General features: G+C 70.5%; 17 protein-coding genes. 5 read left to right on the plus strand and 12 right to left on the minus strand.

From position 1 onward, the window contains the following. The first annotated feature begins 13 nt into the window (after window positions 1-13). A complete protein-coding gene (locus AC1DXK_RS19890) occupies window positions 14-538 on the plus strand; it encodes a hypothetical protein (RefSeq protein ID WP_457105388.1) in 525 nt (174 codons plus the stop codon). A gap of 642 nt (window positions 539-1,180) precedes the next feature. Here the strand turns inward: AC1DXK_RS19890 and AC1DXK_RS19895 are convergent. Further along, window positions 1,181-1,624, minus strand: a complete 444-nt coding sequence (locus tag AC1DXK_RS19895) for a Ros/MucR family transcriptional regulator (protein WP_457105387.1) — start codon at window positions 1,622-1,624, stop codon at window positions 1,181-1,183. 121 nt (window positions 1,625-1,745) lie between these two features. Here AC1DXK_RS19895 and AC1DXK_RS19900 point away from each other — a divergent pair, with 121 nt between their 5' ends. Next, window positions 1,746-2,714 carry a helix-turn-helix domain-containing protein gene (locus AC1DXK_RS19900; protein WP_457105386.1) on the plus strand — a complete coding sequence of 323 codons (969 nt, stop codon included), beginning with the start codon at window positions 1,746-1,748 and terminating at the stop codon, window positions 2,712-2,714. A 7-nt stretch (window positions 2,715-2,721) separates the two neighbouring features. Here AC1DXK_RS19900 and AC1DXK_RS19905 read toward each other — a convergent pair whose 3' ends face one another. The 3 genes from AC1DXK_RS19905 to ppk2 form a co-directional block, all read right to left on the minus strand. Then, the gene (locus tag AC1DXK_RS19905) at window positions 2,722-2,949 is read right to left on the minus strand and encodes a hypothetical protein (protein ID WP_457105385.1); all 228 of its coding nucleotides are present in this window, start codon (window positions 2,947-2,949) and stop codon (window positions 2,722-2,724) included. 510 nt (window positions 2,950-3,459) lie between these two features. Next, window positions 3,460-3,708 carry a hypothetical protein gene (locus AC1DXK_RS19910; RefSeq protein WP_457105384.1) on the minus strand — a complete coding sequence of 83 codons (249 nt, stop codon included), beginning with the start codon at window positions 3,706-3,708 and terminating at the stop codon, window positions 3,460-3,462. A gap of 59 nt (window positions 3,709-3,767) precedes the next feature. Then, window positions 3,768-4,691 carry a polyphosphate kinase 2 gene (gene ppk2, locus AC1DXK_RS19915; RefSeq protein ID WP_477298774.1) on the minus strand — a complete coding sequence of 308 codons (924 nt, stop codon included), beginning with the start codon at window positions 4,689-4,691 and terminating at the stop codon, window positions 3,768-3,770. A 153-nt stretch (window positions 4,692-4,844) separates the two neighbouring features. Here ppk2 and AC1DXK_RS19920 point away from each other — a divergent pair, with 153 nt between their 5' ends. Both AC1DXK_RS19920 and AC1DXK_RS19925 read left to right on the plus strand, forming a co-directional pair. Further along, window positions 4,845-5,120 carry a hypothetical protein gene (locus AC1DXK_RS19920; RefSeq protein WP_457105382.1) on the plus strand — a complete coding sequence of 92 codons (276 nt, stop codon included), beginning with the start codon at window positions 4,845-4,847 and terminating at the stop codon, window positions 5,118-5,120. A 59-nt stretch (window positions 5,121-5,179) separates the two neighbouring features. Then, window positions 5,180-6,040: a metal-dependent phosphohydrolase gene (locus AC1DXK_RS19925; RefSeq protein WP_477298776.1), complete on the plus strand. Its 861-nt coding sequence runs from the start codon at window positions 5,180-5,182 to the stop codon at window positions 6,038-6,040. 45 nt (window positions 6,041-6,085) lie between these two features. On the opposite strand, the gene AC1DXK_RS19930 is transcribed toward AC1DXK_RS19925, so the two are convergent. The 5 genes from AC1DXK_RS19930 to AC1DXK_RS19950 form a co-directional block, all read right to left on the minus strand. Continuing rightward, window positions 6,086-6,604: a cupin domain-containing protein gene (locus AC1DXK_RS19930; protein WP_457105381.1), complete on the minus strand. Its 519-nt coding sequence runs from the start codon at window positions 6,602-6,604 to the stop codon at window positions 6,086-6,088. A 92-nt stretch (window positions 6,605-6,696) separates the two neighbouring features. After that, a complete protein-coding gene (locus AC1DXK_RS19935; RefSeq protein WP_457105380.1) occupies window positions 6,697-8,052 on the minus strand; it encodes an MFS transporter in 1,356 nt (451 codons plus the stop codon). Window positions 8,053-8,096: 44 nt separating this feature from the next. After that, on the minus strand, window positions 8,097-8,999 hold the full coding sequence (locus AC1DXK_RS19940) for an amidohydrolase family protein (RefSeq protein ID WP_457105379.1): 903 nt from the start codon (window positions 8,997-8,999) through the stop codon (window positions 8,097-8,099). Window positions 9,000-9,003: 4 nt separating this feature from the next. Continuing rightward, a complete protein-coding gene (locus AC1DXK_RS19945; RefSeq protein WP_457105378.1) occupies window positions 9,004-10,245 on the minus strand; it encodes an MFS transporter in 1,242 nt (413 codons plus the stop codon). Between the two features lie 86 nt (window positions 10,246-10,331). Next, a complete protein-coding gene (locus AC1DXK_RS19950) occupies window positions 10,332-11,072 on the minus strand; it encodes a GntR family transcriptional regulator (RefSeq protein ID WP_457105377.1) in 741 nt (246 codons plus the stop codon). 727 nt (window positions 11,073-11,799) lie between these two features. On the opposite strand from AC1DXK_RS19950, the gene katG reads away from it, so the two are divergent. Continuing rightward, entirely contained in the window at window positions 11,800-14,112 is a 2,313-nt protein-coding gene (katG, locus tag AC1DXK_RS19955; protein WP_457105376.1) for a catalase/peroxidase HPI, read from the plus strand. Between the two features lie 107 nt (window positions 14,113-14,219). Here katG and AC1DXK_RS19960 read toward each other — a convergent pair whose 3' ends face one another. The 3 genes from AC1DXK_RS19960 to AC1DXK_RS19970 form a co-directional block, all read right to left on the minus strand. Then, complete coding sequence (locus tag AC1DXK_RS19960) at window positions 14,220-15,374, minus strand: M20 aminoacylase family protein (RefSeq protein ID WP_477298779.1); 1,155 nt, start codon at window positions 15,372-15,374, stop codon at window positions 14,220-14,222. Window positions 15,375-15,451: 77 nt separating this feature from the next. Next, window positions 15,452-16,822: a DUF3100 domain-containing protein gene (locus tag AC1DXK_RS19965; RefSeq protein ID WP_457105374.1), complete on the minus strand. Its 1,371-nt coding sequence runs from the start codon at window positions 16,820-16,822 to the stop codon at window positions 15,452-15,454. Window positions 16,823-17,167: 345 nt separating this feature from the next. After that, window positions 17,168-18,479 (minus strand): aldehyde dehydrogenase family protein (locus AC1DXK_RS19970; RefSeq protein WP_477298782.1); only part of this gene is annotated, 1,312 nt, incomplete at its 5' end.

Here is an 18,479-nt window from a genome sequence, read left to right on the forward strand (position 1 = left end):
GGCAGGACGCGACATGGAACCGACGAACCATCCCAAGGTCGAGGCGCCGGACCAGATCGAGGCCGTCGCGCGCGAGCCGACGACCCGGATCCGTGCCGGCAACCTCGTCCTGCTGGCCTCGGAGGAGCGCGCGCCCGCGCAGGGCCGGAGCGGAAGCCCGTCCCCGGTCGAGCGCTGGCCCGATCTCCTGGAGCGGGTCCAGGGCGCGGCGCGGCACCTCCGCGACGTCGAGGACCGCGCGCAGGAGCAGGAAGCGCACGTTCAGGATCTTCTGCGGCAGGTTCGGGCCGACATGGATACGGCCCGGGCGCAGGTGCAGGCCGCCGAGCGGGAAACCCACGAGGTCCATGCGCAGTCCATCAAGCTGATTCAGGCGGCCGAGGATCGGGCTGCGGCCGCCGAGGAGCGGGCCGCGGCCGCGGAACAGATGCTCCAGCGCATCGCCGAGACGATCGATGCCGAGTTCGTGATGCAGCCCGGCGGCCATGCCGGCCAGACCCAGGACGCCCGGACCCGGGCCGCACGGGCGGCGTCGTGACCGGCGCCGGGCCGACGGGATCGCGGCGGCGATGAACGCGGCGTTCTGGGCGGACCTCGACGCGCGCATCGCGCGCGAGCAGGCGGTCCCGAGCCCCACCGACGGCAACCGGCCGATGGCTGCGCCGAGCCCGGCGGCGCATCCGGAGGCACCGTCTGGGTCTTCTGCGGCGTCCGCGGCGGACTGGAGCCGGGTTCTGGACACGCTGTCGGCGGCGACCGTCGCGGCCGAGGAGCGGGATCAGCGTCTGAGCCGGCAATCCGACGCCTGCGAGAAACTGTCTGCCGATCTGCAGTCGGCGCGGCAGGAGATCCGGACGCTGCGGACGCGCTTAGAGGACGTTCAGAGCCAGGCGGAGACCCGGTTGCGCGCGATCCAGATGCTGGCGGATTCGCGCGTTCGGGATGCGGAAGAGCGCGCGCGCCGCCCACGAGCGGGCCGAGGCGGCCGAGGGCTGGCTGGCGCGCATCGAGCAGGCGAGCCGGGATCTGCTGCCGCCCGGCCGACACGCGGCCGCCTGCGGCGCAGGATCTGCAATCCTGGCAGCGATCCGGTTTGGAGCACAGCGCCCGCCCCCGAACATCGGATCAGTGTGGACGGTCCCCGTCGGAGTCGCGGCCTGTCGGGCCCGACGGAATCCGCTCAGGCGGCCCGCCCGCTCGACACGCCGAGGCCGATCGAGCGCGCCAGCGCGGAACGACGCTCCGCATAGTCCTGCGCGACCATCGGGTAGTCGGCCGGCAGGCCGTAGCGCGCGCGATAGCTCTGCGGATGCAGCCCGTGGGCGGTCAGGTGCCGCTTGAGCGTCTTGTAGTGCCGCCCATCGATGAAGCTCATGATCGCGTCGGGCCGAACCGACTTGCGGATCTGCGCCGCGCTCGGCATGTCAGGCTGCGCCTGCAGTTCCGTCTGAGCCTCCGGCGCGACGCCTCGGCCGGAGGCGAGGGCCGTGATCGCCTCGTGACACCGCGCGATCAGCATTGGCAGCTCGCTGGCGGCAACCCGATTGGTCGACACGTAGGCGACGACGAGCCCGGTGGTCAGCGTGACATCAGAAAGGGGGCTGACGGGGGTCGGTGCGGACACGTGTGGAGCTCCTGGGCGGGACGAAACCCTTCATAGGTCGCGGCGTCCCGTTGCGCTTGCCTGAGAGCGTGCTACCGTTTCTCCAAACGCGCACAGACAAGCCTCAATACAAGAAGTTGCGATGAGGACTTTGTTCTCGACGGCGGATTACAAGCCGAAAGACAGTTTCCGGCTCTGGCGCGAAACGATCTTTGAGCGGATCGTGCCTGTGGAACTGACGGCAAACGCCCCGCACGCGTTCTCCGGCATCATGGAGGCCGCCGAGGTCGGCCCGCTGCTGATGACCCGGGTGACGCAAGGTGCGGTGAAGACCGTTGCAACCCCAGATACGATCCGTCGGCACGGTAAGTACGAGACGTTGAATGTGGCGATCACGCTGAAAGGCTGCGTGCACAGCGCCCAGGATGATCGCACCGCGATCCAACATCCCGGCGACATCGTCATCCTGGATCGGCGGCCGGGCGCGATGGCGGCCGAAGTCGACACGCAGACGCTGTTCGTCGAGTTGCCGCGCGAATGCCTGGAACGCGCCCTCGGGTCGACGCGGCGCTACACGGCCCTGACGATCGGCGCGAATCAGGCTGGCACGGCGATGGCCACGAACTTCTTCCGGGAACTGGTCCACATGTCCGAGCGCCTGACGCCGGACATGTCCAATCGCATGGCCGCGATCGGCATCGACCTCATCGTGGCGAGCATCGCGGAACGGCTCGCGCAGGAGACTCCGAAGAACATCCAGGGCATCCTCATCTTCCAGCGCGCGGTGGCCCATATCGAGGCCAACCTGGGCGACGCGACACTCGATTCCGCCCGTCTCGCGGCGGCGGTCGGCGTGTCGCTGCGCCACCTGCAGGACCTGTTCCGCGAACAGGACCGCAACATCGCCGACTGGATCTGGCGGCGGCGCCTGGAGACGGCCGCGCAGCGCCTCGCGGATCCCGGCTTCGCCCATCTGTCCGTCGGCGAGTTGGCCTATTGCTGCGGTTTCAGCACGCAGAGCCACTTCAGCCGCCGTTTCAGGGATCGCTACGGATCCTCACCCAGCGAATATCGGTGGCGCAGCCTGGGCGCGGCCGAGAAGGCCTGCTGACACCCCGCTACTGGACGCGGGTGCCCGCCGAGTTCGACCGGATCCATCCCGGGGCGAGGATGTCGCCGCCCTCGGTGATGATCCAGGGATTGGCATCCTCGGCGTCGATCGCCGCAACCGCGGCGGCCAGGGCCGCCCGCAGCGTCGGGAAACTCCGTGTCGCAGCGACCCGAGCGGGCGCGGAGCCCGGCCAGAGGGTCAGTTCGGCGGGTCTGTCGAGGTCGGACGGAAGCATGGGGCATTCGGCCATGGCAGGGCGCGCCGCCGGTGCCGCGGACTCGCCCGGGATGCGGTCGGCGCGCACGACGCGCCCGTTCAGGAGGCCTTCGGCTTCGGTCGGGGAACGCCGACCTCGACCGTCTGTCCGGTCAGCGGGTTCATGATGAGCATGGCGGCACGTCTCCGGTTGATCTGCCCGTAGAACGTCGGTCGGTCGCATCAGGATCGCGGTGATCGGCGCAAATGCGTGGGTTCGGTAAACCAACCGTTCACCGCAACGGCGCGCCGCCTCTCCGTCCGGCGACCGCCCGAGCATAGACCGGCCTCGTCGTGCCGGCGGAGATCTCCGCGCCTACCGTTTTAGGCGTAGGATCCGGGGGCCGTGCCGCCTTCCTTGGGCGCCGGACCACGGATCGCCGGCCGAACGCGAGCCGGGCCGAGATGGGCCTGCGGGGTTCGACGGCTCCGGCCGGTCTTCGCCGGTTCGGCGCAGGCTCTGCGGGGCGCCGAGACGTCCCGGTTCCGTTCAGGCCGGCTCCGGCTCCGCCAGCAGGATGGCCGCACGGATCGCGGCCCGGCGCAGGCCGGCATCGGCCCAGGGTTGATCGATCAGCGTCCGGGCGAAGGGATGCGAGGCCACCGCTGCCGCGGGATCGATGCGGAAGCCATCGCCGAAGGCGATCGATCCGGGCGTCGGATCGGCCAGGTAGGCGTCGACGACGGCCGAGACGTCGTCATCGACGATGTGGAGGGTCGTGAACAGGTCGAGGGTCATCGGGCGCTTCGCCATAACGGCGCTATAGCGGCATCTCGGCGACAGGTTCACGACTCCCGTCAGTAAGAGGCCGGCACGTACATCTCGGAGGGAACCGGCCCGCGCACGTAATCCGCGTGCCGCAGGCGGTCGGGCAGGTGGACCGACGGGTGCACCATGCTGCCATACGGGATCTGGGCCAGCAGGTGGCTGATGCAGTTCAGGCGGGCGCGCCGCTTGTCCACCGCCTCGACCACCCACCACGGTGCCTCGGCGATGTGGGTGCGCGCCAGCATGTCCTCCTTGGCCCGCTTGTAATCCTCCCAGCGCCGGCGCGACTCGACATCCATCGGCGACAGCTTCCACTGCTTGAGCGGATCGCGGATCCGCATCTGGAAGCGGAATTCCTGCTCCAGATCGGTGATCGAGAACCAGTATTTCAACAGCACGATGCCGGAGCGCACCAGCATGCGCTCGAACTCGGGAACCGAGCGGAAGAACTCCTCCACGTCCGCTTCGGTGCAGAAGCCCATGACCCGCTCGACGCCGGCGCGATTGTACCAGGAGCGGTCGAACAGCATGATCTCGCCGCCGGCCGGCAGGTGGGCGACGTAGCGCTGGAAGTACCATTGCGTCCGCTCGCGCTCGCTCGGAGCGGGCAGCGCAGCCACGCGGCAGACGCGGGGGTTGAGGCGTTGGGTGATCCGCTTGATCACGCCGCCCTTGCCGGCCGAGTCGCGGCCCTCGAACACGACAACGACGCGCAGCTTCCGGTCCTGAACCCAATCCTGGAGGCGGACCAGCTCGTGCTGCAGGCGCAGCAACTCGCGGAAATAGGCCTTGCGGTCCAGATGGTCCGGTGGCGCGCCCGCCGCGTCGGTCGCCAGCCGATCGAGGCGCGCCTCCTCGAGACCGAGTTCCATCTCCTCCTCGTAGCTGTCGGCGAGGTCACGCCGGATCGCCTCGAGGGCGTCGTCCAGGGCAGAGCTGTCGTCGGGCCACATCGCCGCTCCCCTCGCGCTTCGAGCGGCCGAGCTAGAGCAGCCTTGCGTGACAGGCCTGAGAAACATCCGGCCGGCGGCCGGACGATCCGGTGTCGCGCCGGTGTGCGTTCCGTCATACCGTTTCGCCCCCATGACGGCGACCGGAGACGCACCATGCCCGGAGAAGCGACGAAGCCACTGCCGCGGAGCCTGCGGGACAACCCGGATCCGACGCGGGCCGAAGGCGAGAAGGTCGGCGCCAGGATCGATTCGGCCTTCGAGAAGCTGTCCAGGAAGCTGCGCGCCCGGGCCGAGAAGGCCCGCGGCAAGCTCGACGCGGCGACGAGGGCCGACAAGCGCGCGATCCTGCTGCGGCGCTACGAACTCTATGCGGACGCGGCGTCCTATCTCGAAGAACGACTCGTCCACCGCGGGGAGCGATCCCCGTGACGGCCATCGATCCGGACGGGTGCGCCGCCGCCCGCCGCAACTGACGACGAGGGCCAACCATGTTCGACGCGACCAAGATGCTCGCCGACGCCCTCGGCGAGCATCTCGCCCTCACCTACCAGCGCACCTTCGGCAGCCGGGAGCCGCGCTACGCCGAGGTGATCGAGGCCGCGGCGCGCCTGACGATTGAGCGGATCGTCGGGAGCGACGCCCTCTACCACGAAGGCGACCACACCGCGCTCGTCGCGCTCGTCGCCCAGGACATCCTGCGCGGCCGGTTCCTGCAGCAGGGCATCACGCCGGAGGACTGGCTGCACATGATCCTGGCCGCCCTCTACCATGACATCGGGTACGTGCGCGGCGTCTGCGCGGGGGATCGGGCGCGGGCCTTCGTCATCGACGCGCAGGGCACGACCGTCAGCCTGCCCCGCGGGGCGTCGGACGCGGCGCTGGCGCCCTACCACGTCGAGCGCTCGAAGCTGGCGGTGCAGGAGCGCTTCGGCGGGCACGATCTCGTCGACGCGGCCCGGGTGATCCGGGCGATCGAGCTGACCCGCTTCCCGGTGCCGGAGGACGATTCCCATCGCGAGACCGGCACCGAGGCCGGCCTGCTGCGGGCGGCCGACCTGATCGGGCAGCTCGGTGACCCGCTCTACCCGCGCAAATTGAATGCTTTGTTCCACGAATTCGCCGAGATCGGCCTCAACGCCCAACTCGGCTACGACAGCCCGGCCGACCTTGCGGAGCGATACCCGGCCTTCTTCTGGGGGAAGATCGAGCCGGTGATCGGGTACGCGATCCGGTTCCTGGATCTCACGGTGGAGGGGCGCGGCTGGGTCGCCAACCTCTACGCCCATGTCTTCGCCATCGAACACGACCGTCGGCGTATGGGACCGCATCCCGGGGCAGGGCCGGGCTGAGGTGACGCGGCACCGGCGGAGGCCCTCGCCGCCGCGGCCGGACGCTTACGGATGCTTGTGGATCGGATCGACCCAGTAGACCGTCTCGGGCGCCTCGGCGGCCGCGACGTCGGGCAGGTTGACCACCACGGCCTCGTTGTCGGAGCGCACCAGCACGCAGTGCAGGGGCTCGTCGGTCGAGGCATTGATCTCCTGGTGCGGCACGTAGGGCGGCACGAAGATGAAGTCGCCCGGGCCGGCCTCCGCGACGTATTCCAGCCGCTCGCCCCAGCGCATCCGGGCGCGGCCCGAGACCACGTAGATCACGCTCTCCAGATCACCGTGGTGGTGCACGCCGGTCTTCGCGTCGGGCTGGATCGCCACCGTGCCGGCCCAGATCTTCTGGGCGCCGACCCGGGCGGCGTTGATCGCCGCCTGCCGGAACATGCCGGGCGTCTGCGCGGTGTTGGCGTCGAGCCGGTCGCCCGGGATCACCCGTACGCCGTCATGTTTCCAGCGCTCCGAGGCGCCCGGCCCGGGAGCCGGGTCGTGCGTGTGCGTGTGATCGTCGTCGCCGTCGTGCATGTCGAATCCTCCCGCGCCACCATGGCACGGCGGGGCGGGATCGCCGAGCCGGCCGGTCGCGCGGGGATGCGACCGGCCGTTCCTCCGGCCCCTCAGCCCCGCGTCAGCGGCGTGGGTCCGACGGCCTGCGGTCGCGGCTGATCCCGACCGATCCAGAAGACCAGGGCGCAGCCGATGCCGGTGAGGGCGCAGAGGGGGAGCAGCGCGACCGGGAAGCTTCCGGTCTGCTCGCGCAGCAGCCCGATCAGCGAGGTGATCGCGCCGGTGCCGAGATGCGCCAGCGTGTTGATCGCGGCGATGCCGGCTGCCGTCTGGGCCGGCGGCAGCGTCTCGGTCGCCAGCGCGAAGAACGGCCCCTTGATGGCGTAGTTGCCGAGGAGGACCAGCGAGAGCAGGATCAGCGTGACCCAGAGCGAACCCGTCAGCAGCGTCAGAGCGAAGCTCGCCGAGGTCAGCGCCAGCGGCAGGGCCGTGCTCCAGATGCGCTCGCCGCTGCGGTCCGCCCGCAGCCCCCAGACGATCATGAACACCGATGCGATGCCGAACGGGATCATGTTCAGCAGCCCGGTCTCGAGATTGCTGAGCCCGAACCCCTTGAGGATCTGCGGCATCCACAGGGACAGCGTGTTGCTGGTGGCCGAGCTGCCCGCATAGATCACCGCCAGGATCCAGACCTGACGACTGGCGAGCACCGCCCACACCGCCCCCAGGCCGTGGGCGCGGCTGGTCGCGCCGGCTTCCGCGTCTCGCCGCTCGGCGTCCAGCCGATCCACCAGCCAGCTGCGCTCGGGCGCGCTCAGGAAGGCCGCCTCGGCCGGCCGGCCCGGCAGCAGCGCGAGGGCGGCGAGACCCAGGAGAACGGCCGGGACGGCCTCGGCGATCAGCAGCCATTGCCAGCCCCGCAGGCCCGCGGCCCCGTCGAGGGTGAGCAACGCCGCAGAGAGCGGCGAGCCGAAGAAGCTGGAGAGCGGGATCGCGACCATGAACATCGCCACGATCCGCGCCCGGTAGGCCTTGGGGAACCAGTAGGTCAGGTACAGGATCACGCCGGGGAAGAACCCGGCCTCGGCCGCGCCCAGCAGGAAGCGGGCGGCCGCGAAGCTCACCGGTCCGGTGACGAAGGCCGAGCCGATTCCGACCAGCCCCCAGGTGATCATGATCCGCGCGATCCAGATCCGCGCGCCGACGCGTTCCATGGCGAGGTTGCTCGGGACCTCGAACAGGACGTAGGCCACGAAGAACAATCCACCGCCCAGGCCGAACGCCGCGGTGGACAGCCCGAGGTCGCGGTTCATGGTCAGCGCCGCGAAGCCGACATTCACCCGGTCGACATAGGCGATGAAGTAGCAGAGCACGAGGAAGGGGATCAGGCGCAGGCCGACCTTCCGCATGGTTCGGCTCTCGAAGGCGGCTGCCTCCGCCGCTTGAGGCAGGGTCGGTGTTGCCATGGTCCTGTCCTTGTTGGAGCGCGGGGGGGCTCGCCCCGGCCGGCCTAGCGGTCGAAGTGGAATAGGGCGGCGGGCGTCGCGCACAGGATGGTCCGGCGCTCGGCCGCGTCCGGCACCCAGGCGTCGAGGTCGCCCCGTGCCTCGGCGGGGCTGGCCCGGGTCTCGAACTGGGTGTGCGGCCAGTCGCTGCCCCAGAGCAGGCGCTGCGCACCGAAGGCGCCGCGCAGGCGCTCGGCCGCCGCAAGGGCCGTCTGCCGGCCAGGCGCGCCGCTGCCGATGCGGTAGGCCCCCGAGAGCTTGACCCAGACGCGGCCGCCGCGGCCGAAGCCGAGAAGGTCGCCGAAGCCCGGATCGGCGATGCCGAGGGCCGGGTCGATTCGGCCGAAATGATCGACCACCACCTGGACGCCCGCGGCGATCAGCGGGGGCAGCAGGTGCGCGAGGCGCCGCGCCTCGGCCTGGACCTCGATCTGCCAGCCGAGTTCCGCCACGCGCGTCAGATGGGTCCGCCAGGCGGGACTGTCGAAATCCGGATCCGGCCGGCCGATCAGGTTGAGGCGCAGCCCGACCACGCCCGCCCCGGCGAGGTCGCGCAGGGTCGCGGTCTCGGCCTCCGGGGCCAGCACGGCGATGCCGCGGAGCCGCTCCGGGGCGGTGCGCAGGGCCGAGACCAAATAGCTGTTGTCGGTGCCGAGGAAGCTCGGCTGGATCAGCACGCCGCGGGCCATGCCGTTCCGGTCCAGCATCGCGAGGTAGGCCGGGATGGTCGCGTCGTAGTCGGGGGCGTAGCGCCGGTCGCCCGCCAGGGCGAGGGCGCGGGTGAAGACATGCGCGTGGGTATCCACGGCCGCGGTGCCGTCGGGCGCTGCGGCCGCCCAGCCACGGGTGGTGCATGTGAGCGTGATTCCGCCCGCGAGCAGGGTGCGGCAGACCATGCGCCGATTCATCGGATCACCGCGCGGTCTGGGCGATCAGCGCGCCGCCGGGCTGCCGATCCGGCAGGAGCGCGACGGCGAGGAGGACGAGCCCGTAGGCGCCGATGGCCGACAGGCCGATCGCCGGGCCGAGGCCGCAGACCTCGCTGAGCAGGCCGACGCCGAGGGGCATCAGCGCGGAGGCGAGGCGGCCGGCACTGTAGCAGAAGCCCATCCCGGTCCCCCGCAGGCCGTCGGGGAAGAGTTCGCTGAACAGGGCCGCGAGGCTCGCAGGAATCCCGGCGGTGCAGAAGCCGAGGGGCGCGCCGAGCAGGAGCAGCCCGGTGCCATCGACCGGCACCAGCAGGTAGAGGACGACGAGGATCATGCAGCCGGCGGCGTACAGCGCCACGGTCCGCCTGCGGCCGAGCCGATCCACGAGGCCGCCCGCGACGAGGCAGCCCAGGCCGAAGGCCACGATGATGACCGCGAGATAGAGCCCCGTCCCCAGGACCGAGGCGCCGCGCTCGGCCCTCAGGTAGGTGGGCAGCCACGTGAACAGGGCGTGGAAGCCCCCATGCGCCCCCAGACCGACGAGCGTTGCGATCACCGTGACCCGGAGGAGGCCGGGCGAGAAGATCGCGAGCGGTCCGGCCGGCGCGCGCCCGCGACCGGTCGGGCCACGGGACCGATCCGGCTCCGGGACCGCGCGGCGGAGGAAGAGGATGAGGAGCGCGGGCGCGAGGCCGCAGGCGAACAGGGCACGCCAGGCGCTCTCCTGATCGAGGAGCGAGAACGCGGCGGTGGCGAGGAGGACGGCCGCGCCCCAGCCGAGCGCCCAGCCGGCCTGGACCGCACCCAGGGCCTTGCCGCGATGTTCGGGCCGGATCGCCTCCGCGATCAGCGCGGCCCCGGCCGCCCACTCGGCACCGAAGCCGATCCCCTGCAGCGCTTTCAGGATCATGAGCTGGGCGAAGCTCTGCGCGAAGGCCGCCAGGAATGTCGCGACCGCGAACCACAGCACTGTGATCTGAAGGGTGCGGACGCGGCCGATCCGGTCTGCCGCGAGGCCGCCGAGCCATCCGCCGGACGCCGCCGCGACCAGGGTCACCGCGCCGAGCAGGCCGGCCTGCGGAGCGCTGAGCCGGAAGGTCGCGATCAGGGCGGGCATGGCCAGGCTGAACATCTGTACGTCCAGGGCGTCGAGCGACCATCCGCCCAGACAGGCCCAGACGGTGCGACGCTCGACCGGACCGATGTCACGGTACCAGCGGAACACAGGCTTTCCTCCGCCCCCGCAAGAGAGCTAGTCATTTATATGAATTATTGAGCATGGGCGCGGCCGGGCGTCAAGGCGCGCCCCGCTCACCGGATATCGATGCGGTACCGGAAATCGGCGGCGGCGCCGCGTGTCACGCGCCACTCGATCGGGCGCGCGTCAAAGCCGAAGGCGAGGCGTTCGATGACGATGACCGGTCCGCCTTCCGCGATCCCGAGGCACGCGGCGTCGGCCGGGTCGGCAATCCCGATTGTCAGCGTCTCCTCGGCGCGGGCGACGATCTCACCGCAGAGGCGCTCATAGGCGGGGTAAAGGAGGTCGCCGATCTCCGTCAGGGGCACGTCAAGGAGGGGTGCGAACCGCCGGGCCGGAAGCCAGATAGCCTCGGACAGGATCGGCCGTCCGCCGAGAAGGCGCGTCCGGAGGAGGCGGATCGCCTCACCGCGCCCATCCAGGCCGAGGGCGTTGCGAACGGCCTCGGGCGCCGGCCGGGCCTCGCGCGCGTGGATCCGCCCCTCGGGCACCGCCTGGGTGCCGTCCGGTCCCAGGTGCCGGAAGAACCGGAACAGCGATCGGTCGAAGCGGGGGCGTCGAACGAAGGTGCCGCGCCCCTGCTGACGCTCGACCAAGCCGTCGGCGACCAGGGCGTCGATGGCCTTGCGCACGGTGCCGATGGCGACGCCATGGGTCGCCGCCAGCTCCGCCTCGGTAGGAATCGGCTCACCCGACCGCCAGACGTTGCGGGCGATCTGGAGGGCGATTTCGTCGCGCAGGCGCTGATAGAGGGGCAGGCGGAGGTCCGGTTGCGGCACGGTCGTGACAGTCATGTGCATGACTGTATGACCAACCCCATCATCGGCCAATGGGCTTGGCGCGCTCGGGGTGGGCGGGGTTTCCCGATCCGTGAAACGTGAATCGACGCCGGGTGCCGCTTTGGGCCGCCGTCGGCGGGCCGCCTCCCGTCCCCGAATCGTTCGGCGCCGACGATCCCCGCCGGGACGGCGATCCACAAAGTCGCAGGGCGGGAGCCATTTCCGGATCGCGGGGTTTCCGCCGTGGATTCCCAAAGCAAGGCGCGGCGAGGGGCGGACGGTGGAACATCGTGCGGCTCGCGACGCCGTCAGGTTCGGCCCTGCGGGCCATCGCCGCGCGAGGGGATCATCGCGAGGCACGCCGTCCGCGGGCAGGAGAGCGCCGGTTCCCGTGCCCTGAATAGGACGTTCCAAGGACCGCCGAAGCATCGGCTTCGATCGGCCGTCGATCATCGGATGCGGGCGCACGTCGATCCGATATCGCTCGGTACACGCACCGTCTTGCCGGATCATTCGGATCACAACCACGTCATCGTCTTTATTGCGAGACGAGCGATCGCCCTTCCGGGCGAGACTTTGGCGCCTCGAACTTGATCCCGAGGGTCACCGCCTCATTTCGTCAGCAGCCTCGAGCGCGGCGGGAAGCCCCTGAAGGTTCGGACCACCCACATTGTTCCGCCGCCGTCGCTCTCCGAGCGTCGGGCGACCAAAGCCAACGGCTCAACGCCAAGGGGACACTAAAATGAGCGAAACGATCGACAAGACGGACACCACCACGTTCCACATGGCGGGCAAGTGTCCCTTCGGCGGCGACCGCATCGGCGGCGCCCAGGGGACCCGTCCGACGCTGGAAAACTGGTACCCCCATCGCCTGCGGGTCGAGCTGCTGCACCAGAACGGCCTGGCCGCCGATCCCCTCGGGCCGGACTTCGACTACGCTGCCGAGTTCAACAAGATCGACCTTGAGGCGCTCAAGCGCGACATCAAGCAGTTTCTGACCTCGTCGGTGGCCTGGTGGCCGTCCGATTACAGCAATTACGGTCCGCAGATGATCCGCATGTCCTGGCACGCGGCCGGGACCTACCGGATCGCGGACGGGCGCGGCGGGGCCGGCACCGGCATGCAGCGCTTCGCGCCGATCTCGAGCTGGTGGGACAACGGCAACACCGACAAGTCACGACGTCTCCTGCAGCCGATCAAGCACAAGTACGGCAACGCCCTGTCCTGGGCCGACCTCATGGTCCTGACCGGCAATTGTGCCCTGGAGATCATGGGCCTGCCGACCTACGGCTTCGGCGGCGGCCGGCTGGACGCCTGGGAGGCGGATAATGCCACCTACTGGGGTCCCGAGGTCGTCGACATGGAAACGGTGTCGAGTTTCGACGGCATGGTGAACCGCGACAAGCGCTGGCGCGGCAAGAATGGCGACGCCGACTACGACCTGGAGAACCCGCTCGCCGCCTCGCACCAGGCGCTCATCTACGTGAACCCCGAAGGTCCCTACGCCAGCGGCGATCCCCTGGCCTCGGCGCGCGACATCCGGATCACCTTCACCCGGATGGCGATGAACGACGAGGAGACGGTCGCGCTGATCGCCGGCGGTCATGCCTTCGGCAAGAGCCACGGCATGGTGCCAGCCAAGGAGATCGGGCCGCCGCCCGAGATGGCGCCGATGGAGGCGATGGGACTCGGCTGGCACAACCCGAAGGGCGCCGGCAAGGACACGATGACCAACGGCATCGAGGGCAGCTGGACCCCCGATCCGACGAAGTGGGACAACGCTTACCTGGAGAACCTCTTCAAGTTCGAGTGGGAGCAGACCAAGAGTCCGGCGGGCGCCCTGCAGTGGCAGCCGAAGGATCCCGACGCGCCGAAGACGCCGGACGCCCATGTCGCGGGCCAGATGCACCCGCTGATGATGATGACGTCCGACATCGCCCTCAAGGTCGATCCGGACTACCGCAAGGTCTGCGAGAAGTTCCTCAACGACTTCGACGCGTTCACCCAAGCCTTCTCCAAGGCGTGGTACAAGCTCACGCACCGCGACATGGGACCCAAGCACCGCTATCTCGGCCCGGAGGCCACGATCGAGGACGGGCTCCTGTGGCAGGATCCGCTCCCCGACGCCACCTATGCCCCGGTCGGCGACGCCGAGATCGCCGCGCTCAAGCAGGCGATCGCGGCGACGGGCCTCTCGGTCTCCGATCTCGCCTTCGCGGCGTTCTCGGCGGCCTCGACCTACCGCGACAGTGACAAGCGCGGCGGCGCCAATGGCGGTCGCCTCGCCCTCGCCCCGCAGAAGGACTGGACCGTGAATCGCCGCGCCGCGCCGGTGGTCGAGGCCCTACGCGGCGTGATGGCTACGTTCAACGACGGGCGCAGCGACGGGAAGCGGGTCTCCCTCGCCGACCTCATCGTGCTCGGCGGCTGCGTCGCCGTCGAGAACGCCGCCAAGGACGCGGGGGTCGAGACGACCGTGCCGTTCACGCCCGGCCGGGTCGACACCACCCAGGAGCTGACCGACATCGAAATGTTCGAGTGGCTGAAGCCCGTCGTGGACGGCTTCCGCAACTATGTCGATGACGGGTTCGGGTCCATGGCGCAAAGCCTCTCGCCGGAGGAGCTGTTCCTCGACAAGGCCAACCTGATGACGCTGACGGCTCCGGAATGGACGGTGCTGACCGGCGGTTTGCGCGCCCTCAACGTCAATCACGACGGGTCGAACCGGGGCGTCTTCACCGATCGCGTCGGCGTGCTGACGAACGACTTCTTCCGCAACCTGACCGACACCGACCTCGTGTGGGAGAAGGCCGACGCGGACGGGATGACCTTCACCCTCAAGGACCGCGAGAGTGGTCAGACGAGGTTCGAGGCCAGCCGCAGCGACCTCGTCTTCGGGTCGAACGCGCAATTGCGCTCCATCGTCGACGCCTACGCGGGCAGCGACGGCCAGCGGCGCTTCGTGCTCGACTTCGTCAAGGCGTGGGACAAGGTCATGATGCTCGACCGCTTCGACGTGAAGGGACACAAGCGGTACGCGCCCATGGCCGCCTGAGACCTTCATACGAGACCGCCCGCGCCTCCCGCGCGGGCGGACCTTCAAGGCGCACGCCGCAAGCCGATCAAGGATGTCCGCGTCCGCGCCGTTCTTGATCCGCCGCCTCAGGTCCTGAGGCTGTGCCTGGCCAGGGCGGCCCAGTAGGCGGCGCCGATCGGCAGCGCCTCGTCGTTGAAGTCGTAGCCCGGATTGTGGAGCGGCAAGCTCTTCTGCGTTCCGTCGGTCCCGATCCAGGCATAGGCGCCCGGGCAGGCTTCGAGCATGTAGGCGAAATCTTCCGACGCCATGGAGGGACCGACGTCGCCACGGCGCGCGGTGATGGCCGAGACGGTCCCGGCCGCCTCGAAGGCGACGCCGACGGCATCGGCGGTGTTGACCGTGGCCGGGTATCCGAACCGGTACGCCACCTCCGCGCGGGCGCCGTGCGTACCGGCGGTCCCGCCGGCGATGGCCTCGATGAATTCCGCGACGCGCGCGCGCACGGCCTCGTTCAGGCACCGCACCGTACCGCGGATCACCGCACGGTCGGGGATAACGTTGAAGGCGTCGCCGCCATGGATCTGCGTGACGCTGAGCACCGCCGGCTCCGTCGGGGCGATGCGGCGGCTGACGATGGTCTGGAGGGCGAGGACGATCTCGGAGGCAATCACCAGCGTGTCGATGCCGCGCTCCGGCATGGCCGCATGGGTGCCGAACCCGGTAACCGCGATCTCGAACGTGTCGAGGGAGGCCATGATGGCGCCCACCCGGGTCGCGAAGGTGCCGAGGGCCAGGCCCGGCCAATTGTGCAGCCCGTAGACGGAGTCGCATGGAAACAGCCGGAACAGGCCATCCTCGACCATCGCGCACCCGCCGCCCTCGCATTCCTCCGCGGGCTGGAAGATGAAATGCACCGTCCCGGTCAGGTCGGTGCGGGTGGCGAGATGCCGGGCCGCGCCGAGCAGCATCGCCACGTGGCCGTCATGGCCGCAGGCATGCATCACGCCGGGCGTGCGGGAGGCGTAGGCAACGCCCGTCGCCTCCTGGATCGGCAGGGCGTCCATGTCGGCCCGCAGGCCGATGGTCGGGCCGTCGCCCCGGCTCAGCGTCCCGACCACGCCGGTGCGCCCGAGCCCGGTCTTCACCGACAGGCCGCAGGCGGCCAGTTCCCGGGCGACGAGTTCCGCCGTGCGGACTTCCTGGAAGGCCAGCTCGGGATGGGTGTGCAGGTCGCGCCGCCAAGCGACCATGCGTTCCACGGTCTCCGCCTCGATACCCATGCGATCTCTCACTCATGCCAGAGGCCGCCGGAGCGCCTCGATCCCCCGCCCGACCCTACGCCGGACGGCGCAGCGGTTCACCCCAGCGCGGGGTGCATGAAGAACTGCGCGATCAGGGCCGCGCCCAGGAATGTCCCGGCATTGGCCATGAACGAGACCACCACGATCCGCCAGCCGAGGCGCCGGAAGGCGGGCACGTCCTTGGCGACCGAGAGGCCCGCGAAGGTCAGGATCGGCGTGGCCAGCGCCAGGAAGTTGATCTTGCCGGTCAGGGCGGCGATCTCGGCCGCGTAGGGCGTGCCGGGATAGGTCAGGGCCATGCCGAGGATCGAGACCCACAGGACGGCGGGCAGGCGGCGGCCGAGGAGCAGGTAGAGGCCCCAGCCGGCCAGCACGGTGCCGATGATGATCGCCATGCCGCCCACGACGTTCGCGTCCGGGACGACGCCGTAGGTCAGCCAGTTGCCGATCAGGCCGTAGGCGCCGATCAGCACCCACGCGAACACGGTCTCGGCGAAGCCGATCGGCACCTCCTGATGAGTCGGCGCGGCCACCTGCGGGTCGGCCGCCGCCGGACGGGCGGCGTCCGGACGGTTGCGGCCGAGGATCGGCTCCAGCTTGCCGTAGGCCCAGATCGTGAAGGGCAGCGACAGGAACAGGGTGAAGTACGTGCCGATCGTCGTGGTCACGAGGTTGCTGGCCGCCGCGAAGGTGGCGACGTCCTTGGCGACCTCGGGGGTCTGCTGGGCGGCGATCGCCCCCGAGGCGGCCGCCATCATGCTGCCGGACCCGACTCCGGCTCCCATCGCCAGGGCCAGCGGGTTGAAGACGCCCAGGCTGGCGATCAGGCCGGCCAGCAGGGCGATGAACACCGCGCCGAAGACCGTGCCGGTCAGGTACTCGGCCAGCACGCCGCGCCCTTCCGGCGAATCCATGCCGTAGCGCTCGCCGATGATGGCGAGGCTCGGCTCCCGGCCGACCGAGAAAGTCGCGCCGATCGCCTCGCGCTTGATGCCGAGCAGGAGCGCGACCGGCAGGCCGAACACCATCGTCCCGAAGAAATGCCCGAATTCCTGGAAGACCAGGGCCCAGCCCGAGGCCAGGATCTTCGGCAGCGACCCGCCGACGAGCAGGCCGAGCTTGGCGATGAAGATCAGCAGCGCCGGCTGGAGATAGGCCCCGGCGGCGTTCTGGAGCCCCACCGTCAGCCGCAGGGGGGCCGGGAGACGCGGGCTCATCAGCCCCAGGGCTCCGCCGAGCAGCAGGGCCCAGAGCAGCGGCAGCAGCACGATCTTGCCGGCCCCCACCGGGATGCTGACGTTGCCGATCGCCTCCGCGATGACGACGATGACGAGGGCGAGCAGGAACAGCGTCAGCTTCCCGCCGCCGGAGACGGGCGGCGCGTCCGGCCGCGGGGTTGTCGCAAACAGTTCGCCCGCCATCGTCATCCTCCTGCCCCCTCGGGGCTAACTGTTGCTCCGCCTGCCGGACTTGATCGCCGGTCTCGTCGTTGGTCTGTGCGCGGGACGATGCCGAGGGGCGTGCCCGGCGGCGTCGCGGCGAATTCGTCGACCGTGCCCGGGCCGGATGGGGCGCGGGTCCCCTCTCCCGTGCGGGAGAGGGACAGGGTGAGGATGTGCGGCGTCCGAGCGAGGCTCATCGGGAGCGTGCCCGATCCTGATGCCTCTCCGCCCTCACCCCACCCCTCTCCCGCACGGGAGAGGGGGTCCGTCGCGCAGTCCGAGCCCGCATCGCTCGCCCGTCAGTCTGTCGTTCCGCGGTCGGGCACGGCTCTAGCCCACGTACCCGAAGGTCACCGCCGGCGCGGCGGCGGTCTCGACCCAGACGCTCTTGGTCTGCGTGTAGGCCATCAGCGCCTCGCGGCCTGAGGAGCGGCCGAAGCCCGAGCGGCCGAAACCGCCGAAGGGCGAGGCCACGTTGATGGTCTTGTAGCCGTTGACCCAGACGGTCCCGGCCCGCAGGGCCGCCGCGACCCGGTGGCCGCGCCCGCCGTCGCCGGTCCAGACCGCGCCCGCGAGGCCGTAGGGCGTGCCGTTGGCCAGCGCGACCGCCTCGTCCTCGCCGTCGAACGGCAGGACCGTGAGGACAGGGCCGAACACCTCTTCCCGGGCGATCGCCGCGTCCGGCGCGACGCCGTCCACGATGGTCGGGCCGAAATAGAAGCCGCCCGTGTCGCGCAGGTCAGCGGGGCAGGCTCCGCCGGTCGCGATGGTGGCGCCTGCCCCAGCGGCGGCCTCGACCATGGCGGCGATCTTGTCCCGCTGGCGCCGGTTGTTGATCGGGCCGATCTGCGTCGCCGGATCGGTCGGCGCCCCGACCGGGATGCGGGCCGCCGCGTGGGACAGGCGCTCGACGAAGGAGGCGTGGATCGAGCGGTGCACGAGGAGCCGGGAGCCCGCCACGCAGCTCTGGCCGGCGCCCCCGAAGATCGCGGCCTGCGCGCCGAGCAGCGCTCGTTCGAGATCGGCGTCGGCGAACACGATGTTGGCCGACTTGCCGCCGAGTTCGAGCACGCTCGGCACGATGTTGCGGGCCGCCGCGGCGGCGATCCGCGCGCCGGCCTCGGCCGAGCCGACGAAAACGACCAGCCGGGTGTCGGGATGGGCCACCGCGGCCGCGCCCGTGGTCGGGCCGGCGCCGGCCAGCACCGAGACGAGGCCGCGCGGCATCCCCTCGGCCCGGTCGCAGAGCAGGCCCAGCGCCAGCGAGGTCAGCGGCGTCAGTTCGGAGGGCTTCAGCACCACGGCGTTGCCGGCGCAGATGGCCGGCGCGATCTGCCAGCCCGCCGTGAAGATCGGTGCGTTCCAGGGGGTGATCTGCACCACGGTGCCGAAGGGCTCGTGTCGGGTGTAGTTCAAGTGCGCGGTCGGGACCGGGATGACGTCGCCGTGGAGCTTGTCGCACCAGCCGGCATAGTACTCGAACATCTCGGCGACCTTGGCGACCTCGCCGCGCGTGTCGCGGATCGGCTTGCCGGCCGAGAGGGTCTCCAGCTCGGCGAGCGCGCCGGCGTGTTGCCGGACCAGGGCGGCCACGGCCCAGAGCGCGCGGCCGCGGGCGGCGGCACTCAGGCCCCACCACGCG

Source organism: Methylobacterium sp. P3_A11 (genome assembly GCF_056403155.1).

What these genes read in the sequence shown, in the direction of transcription:
- AC1DXK_RS19930 (WP_457105381.1), bottom strand. Translation starts at nt 6,604, where the DNA reads ATGCACGACGGCGACGACGATCACACGCACACGCACGACCCGGCTCCC.
- AC1DXK_RS19920 (WP_457105382.1), top strand. Translation starts at nt 4,845, where the DNA reads ATGCCCGGAGAAGCGACGAAGCCACTGCCGCGGAGCCTGCGGGACAAC.
- AC1DXK_RS19890 (WP_457105388.1), top strand. Translation starts at nt 14, where the DNA reads ATGGAACCGACGAACCATCCCAAGGTCGAGGCGCCGGACCAGATCGAG.
- AC1DXK_RS19960 (WP_477298779.1), bottom strand. Translation starts at nt 15,374, where the DNA reads ATGGGTATCGAGGCGGAGACCGTGGAACGCATGGTCGCTTGGCGGCGC.
- AC1DXK_RS19940 (WP_457105379.1), bottom strand. Translation starts at nt 8,999, where the DNA reads ATGAATCGGCGCATGGTCTGCCGCACCCTGCTCGCGGGCGGAATCACG.
- AC1DXK_RS19925 (WP_477298776.1), top strand. Translation starts at nt 5,180, where the DNA reads ATGTTCGACGCGACCAAGATGCTCGCCGACGCCCTCGGCGAGCATCTC.
- AC1DXK_RS19910 (WP_457105384.1), bottom strand. Translation starts at nt 3,708, where the DNA reads ATGACCCTCGACCTGTTCACGACCCTCCACATCGTCGATGACGACGTC.
- AC1DXK_RS19905 (WP_457105385.1), bottom strand. Translation starts at nt 2,949, where the DNA reads ATGCTTCCGTCCGACCTCGACAGACCCGCCGAACTGACCCTCTGGCCG.
- AC1DXK_RS19900 (WP_457105386.1), top strand. Translation starts at nt 1,746, where the DNA reads ATGAGGACTTTGTTCTCGACGGCGGATTACAAGCCGAAAGACAGTTTC.
- AC1DXK_RS19950 (WP_457105377.1), bottom strand. Translation starts at nt 11,072, where the DNA reads ATGACTGTCACGACCGTGCCGCAACCGGACCTCCGCCTGCCCCTCTAT.
- ppk2 (WP_477298774.1), bottom strand. Translation starts at nt 4,691, where the DNA reads ATGTGGCCCGACGACAGCTCTGCCCTGGACGACGCCCTCGAGGCGATC.
- katG (WP_457105376.1), top strand. Translation starts at nt 11,800, where the DNA reads ATGAGCGAAACGATCGACAAGACGGACACCACCACGTTCCACATGGCG.
- AC1DXK_RS19935 (WP_457105380.1), bottom strand. Translation starts at nt 8,052, where the DNA reads ATGGCAACACCGACCCTGCCTCAAGCGGCGGAGGCAGCCGCCTTCGAG.
- AC1DXK_RS19965 (WP_457105374.1), bottom strand. Translation starts at nt 16,822, where the DNA reads ATGACGATGGCGGGCGAACTGTTTGCGACAACCCCGCGGCCGGACGCG.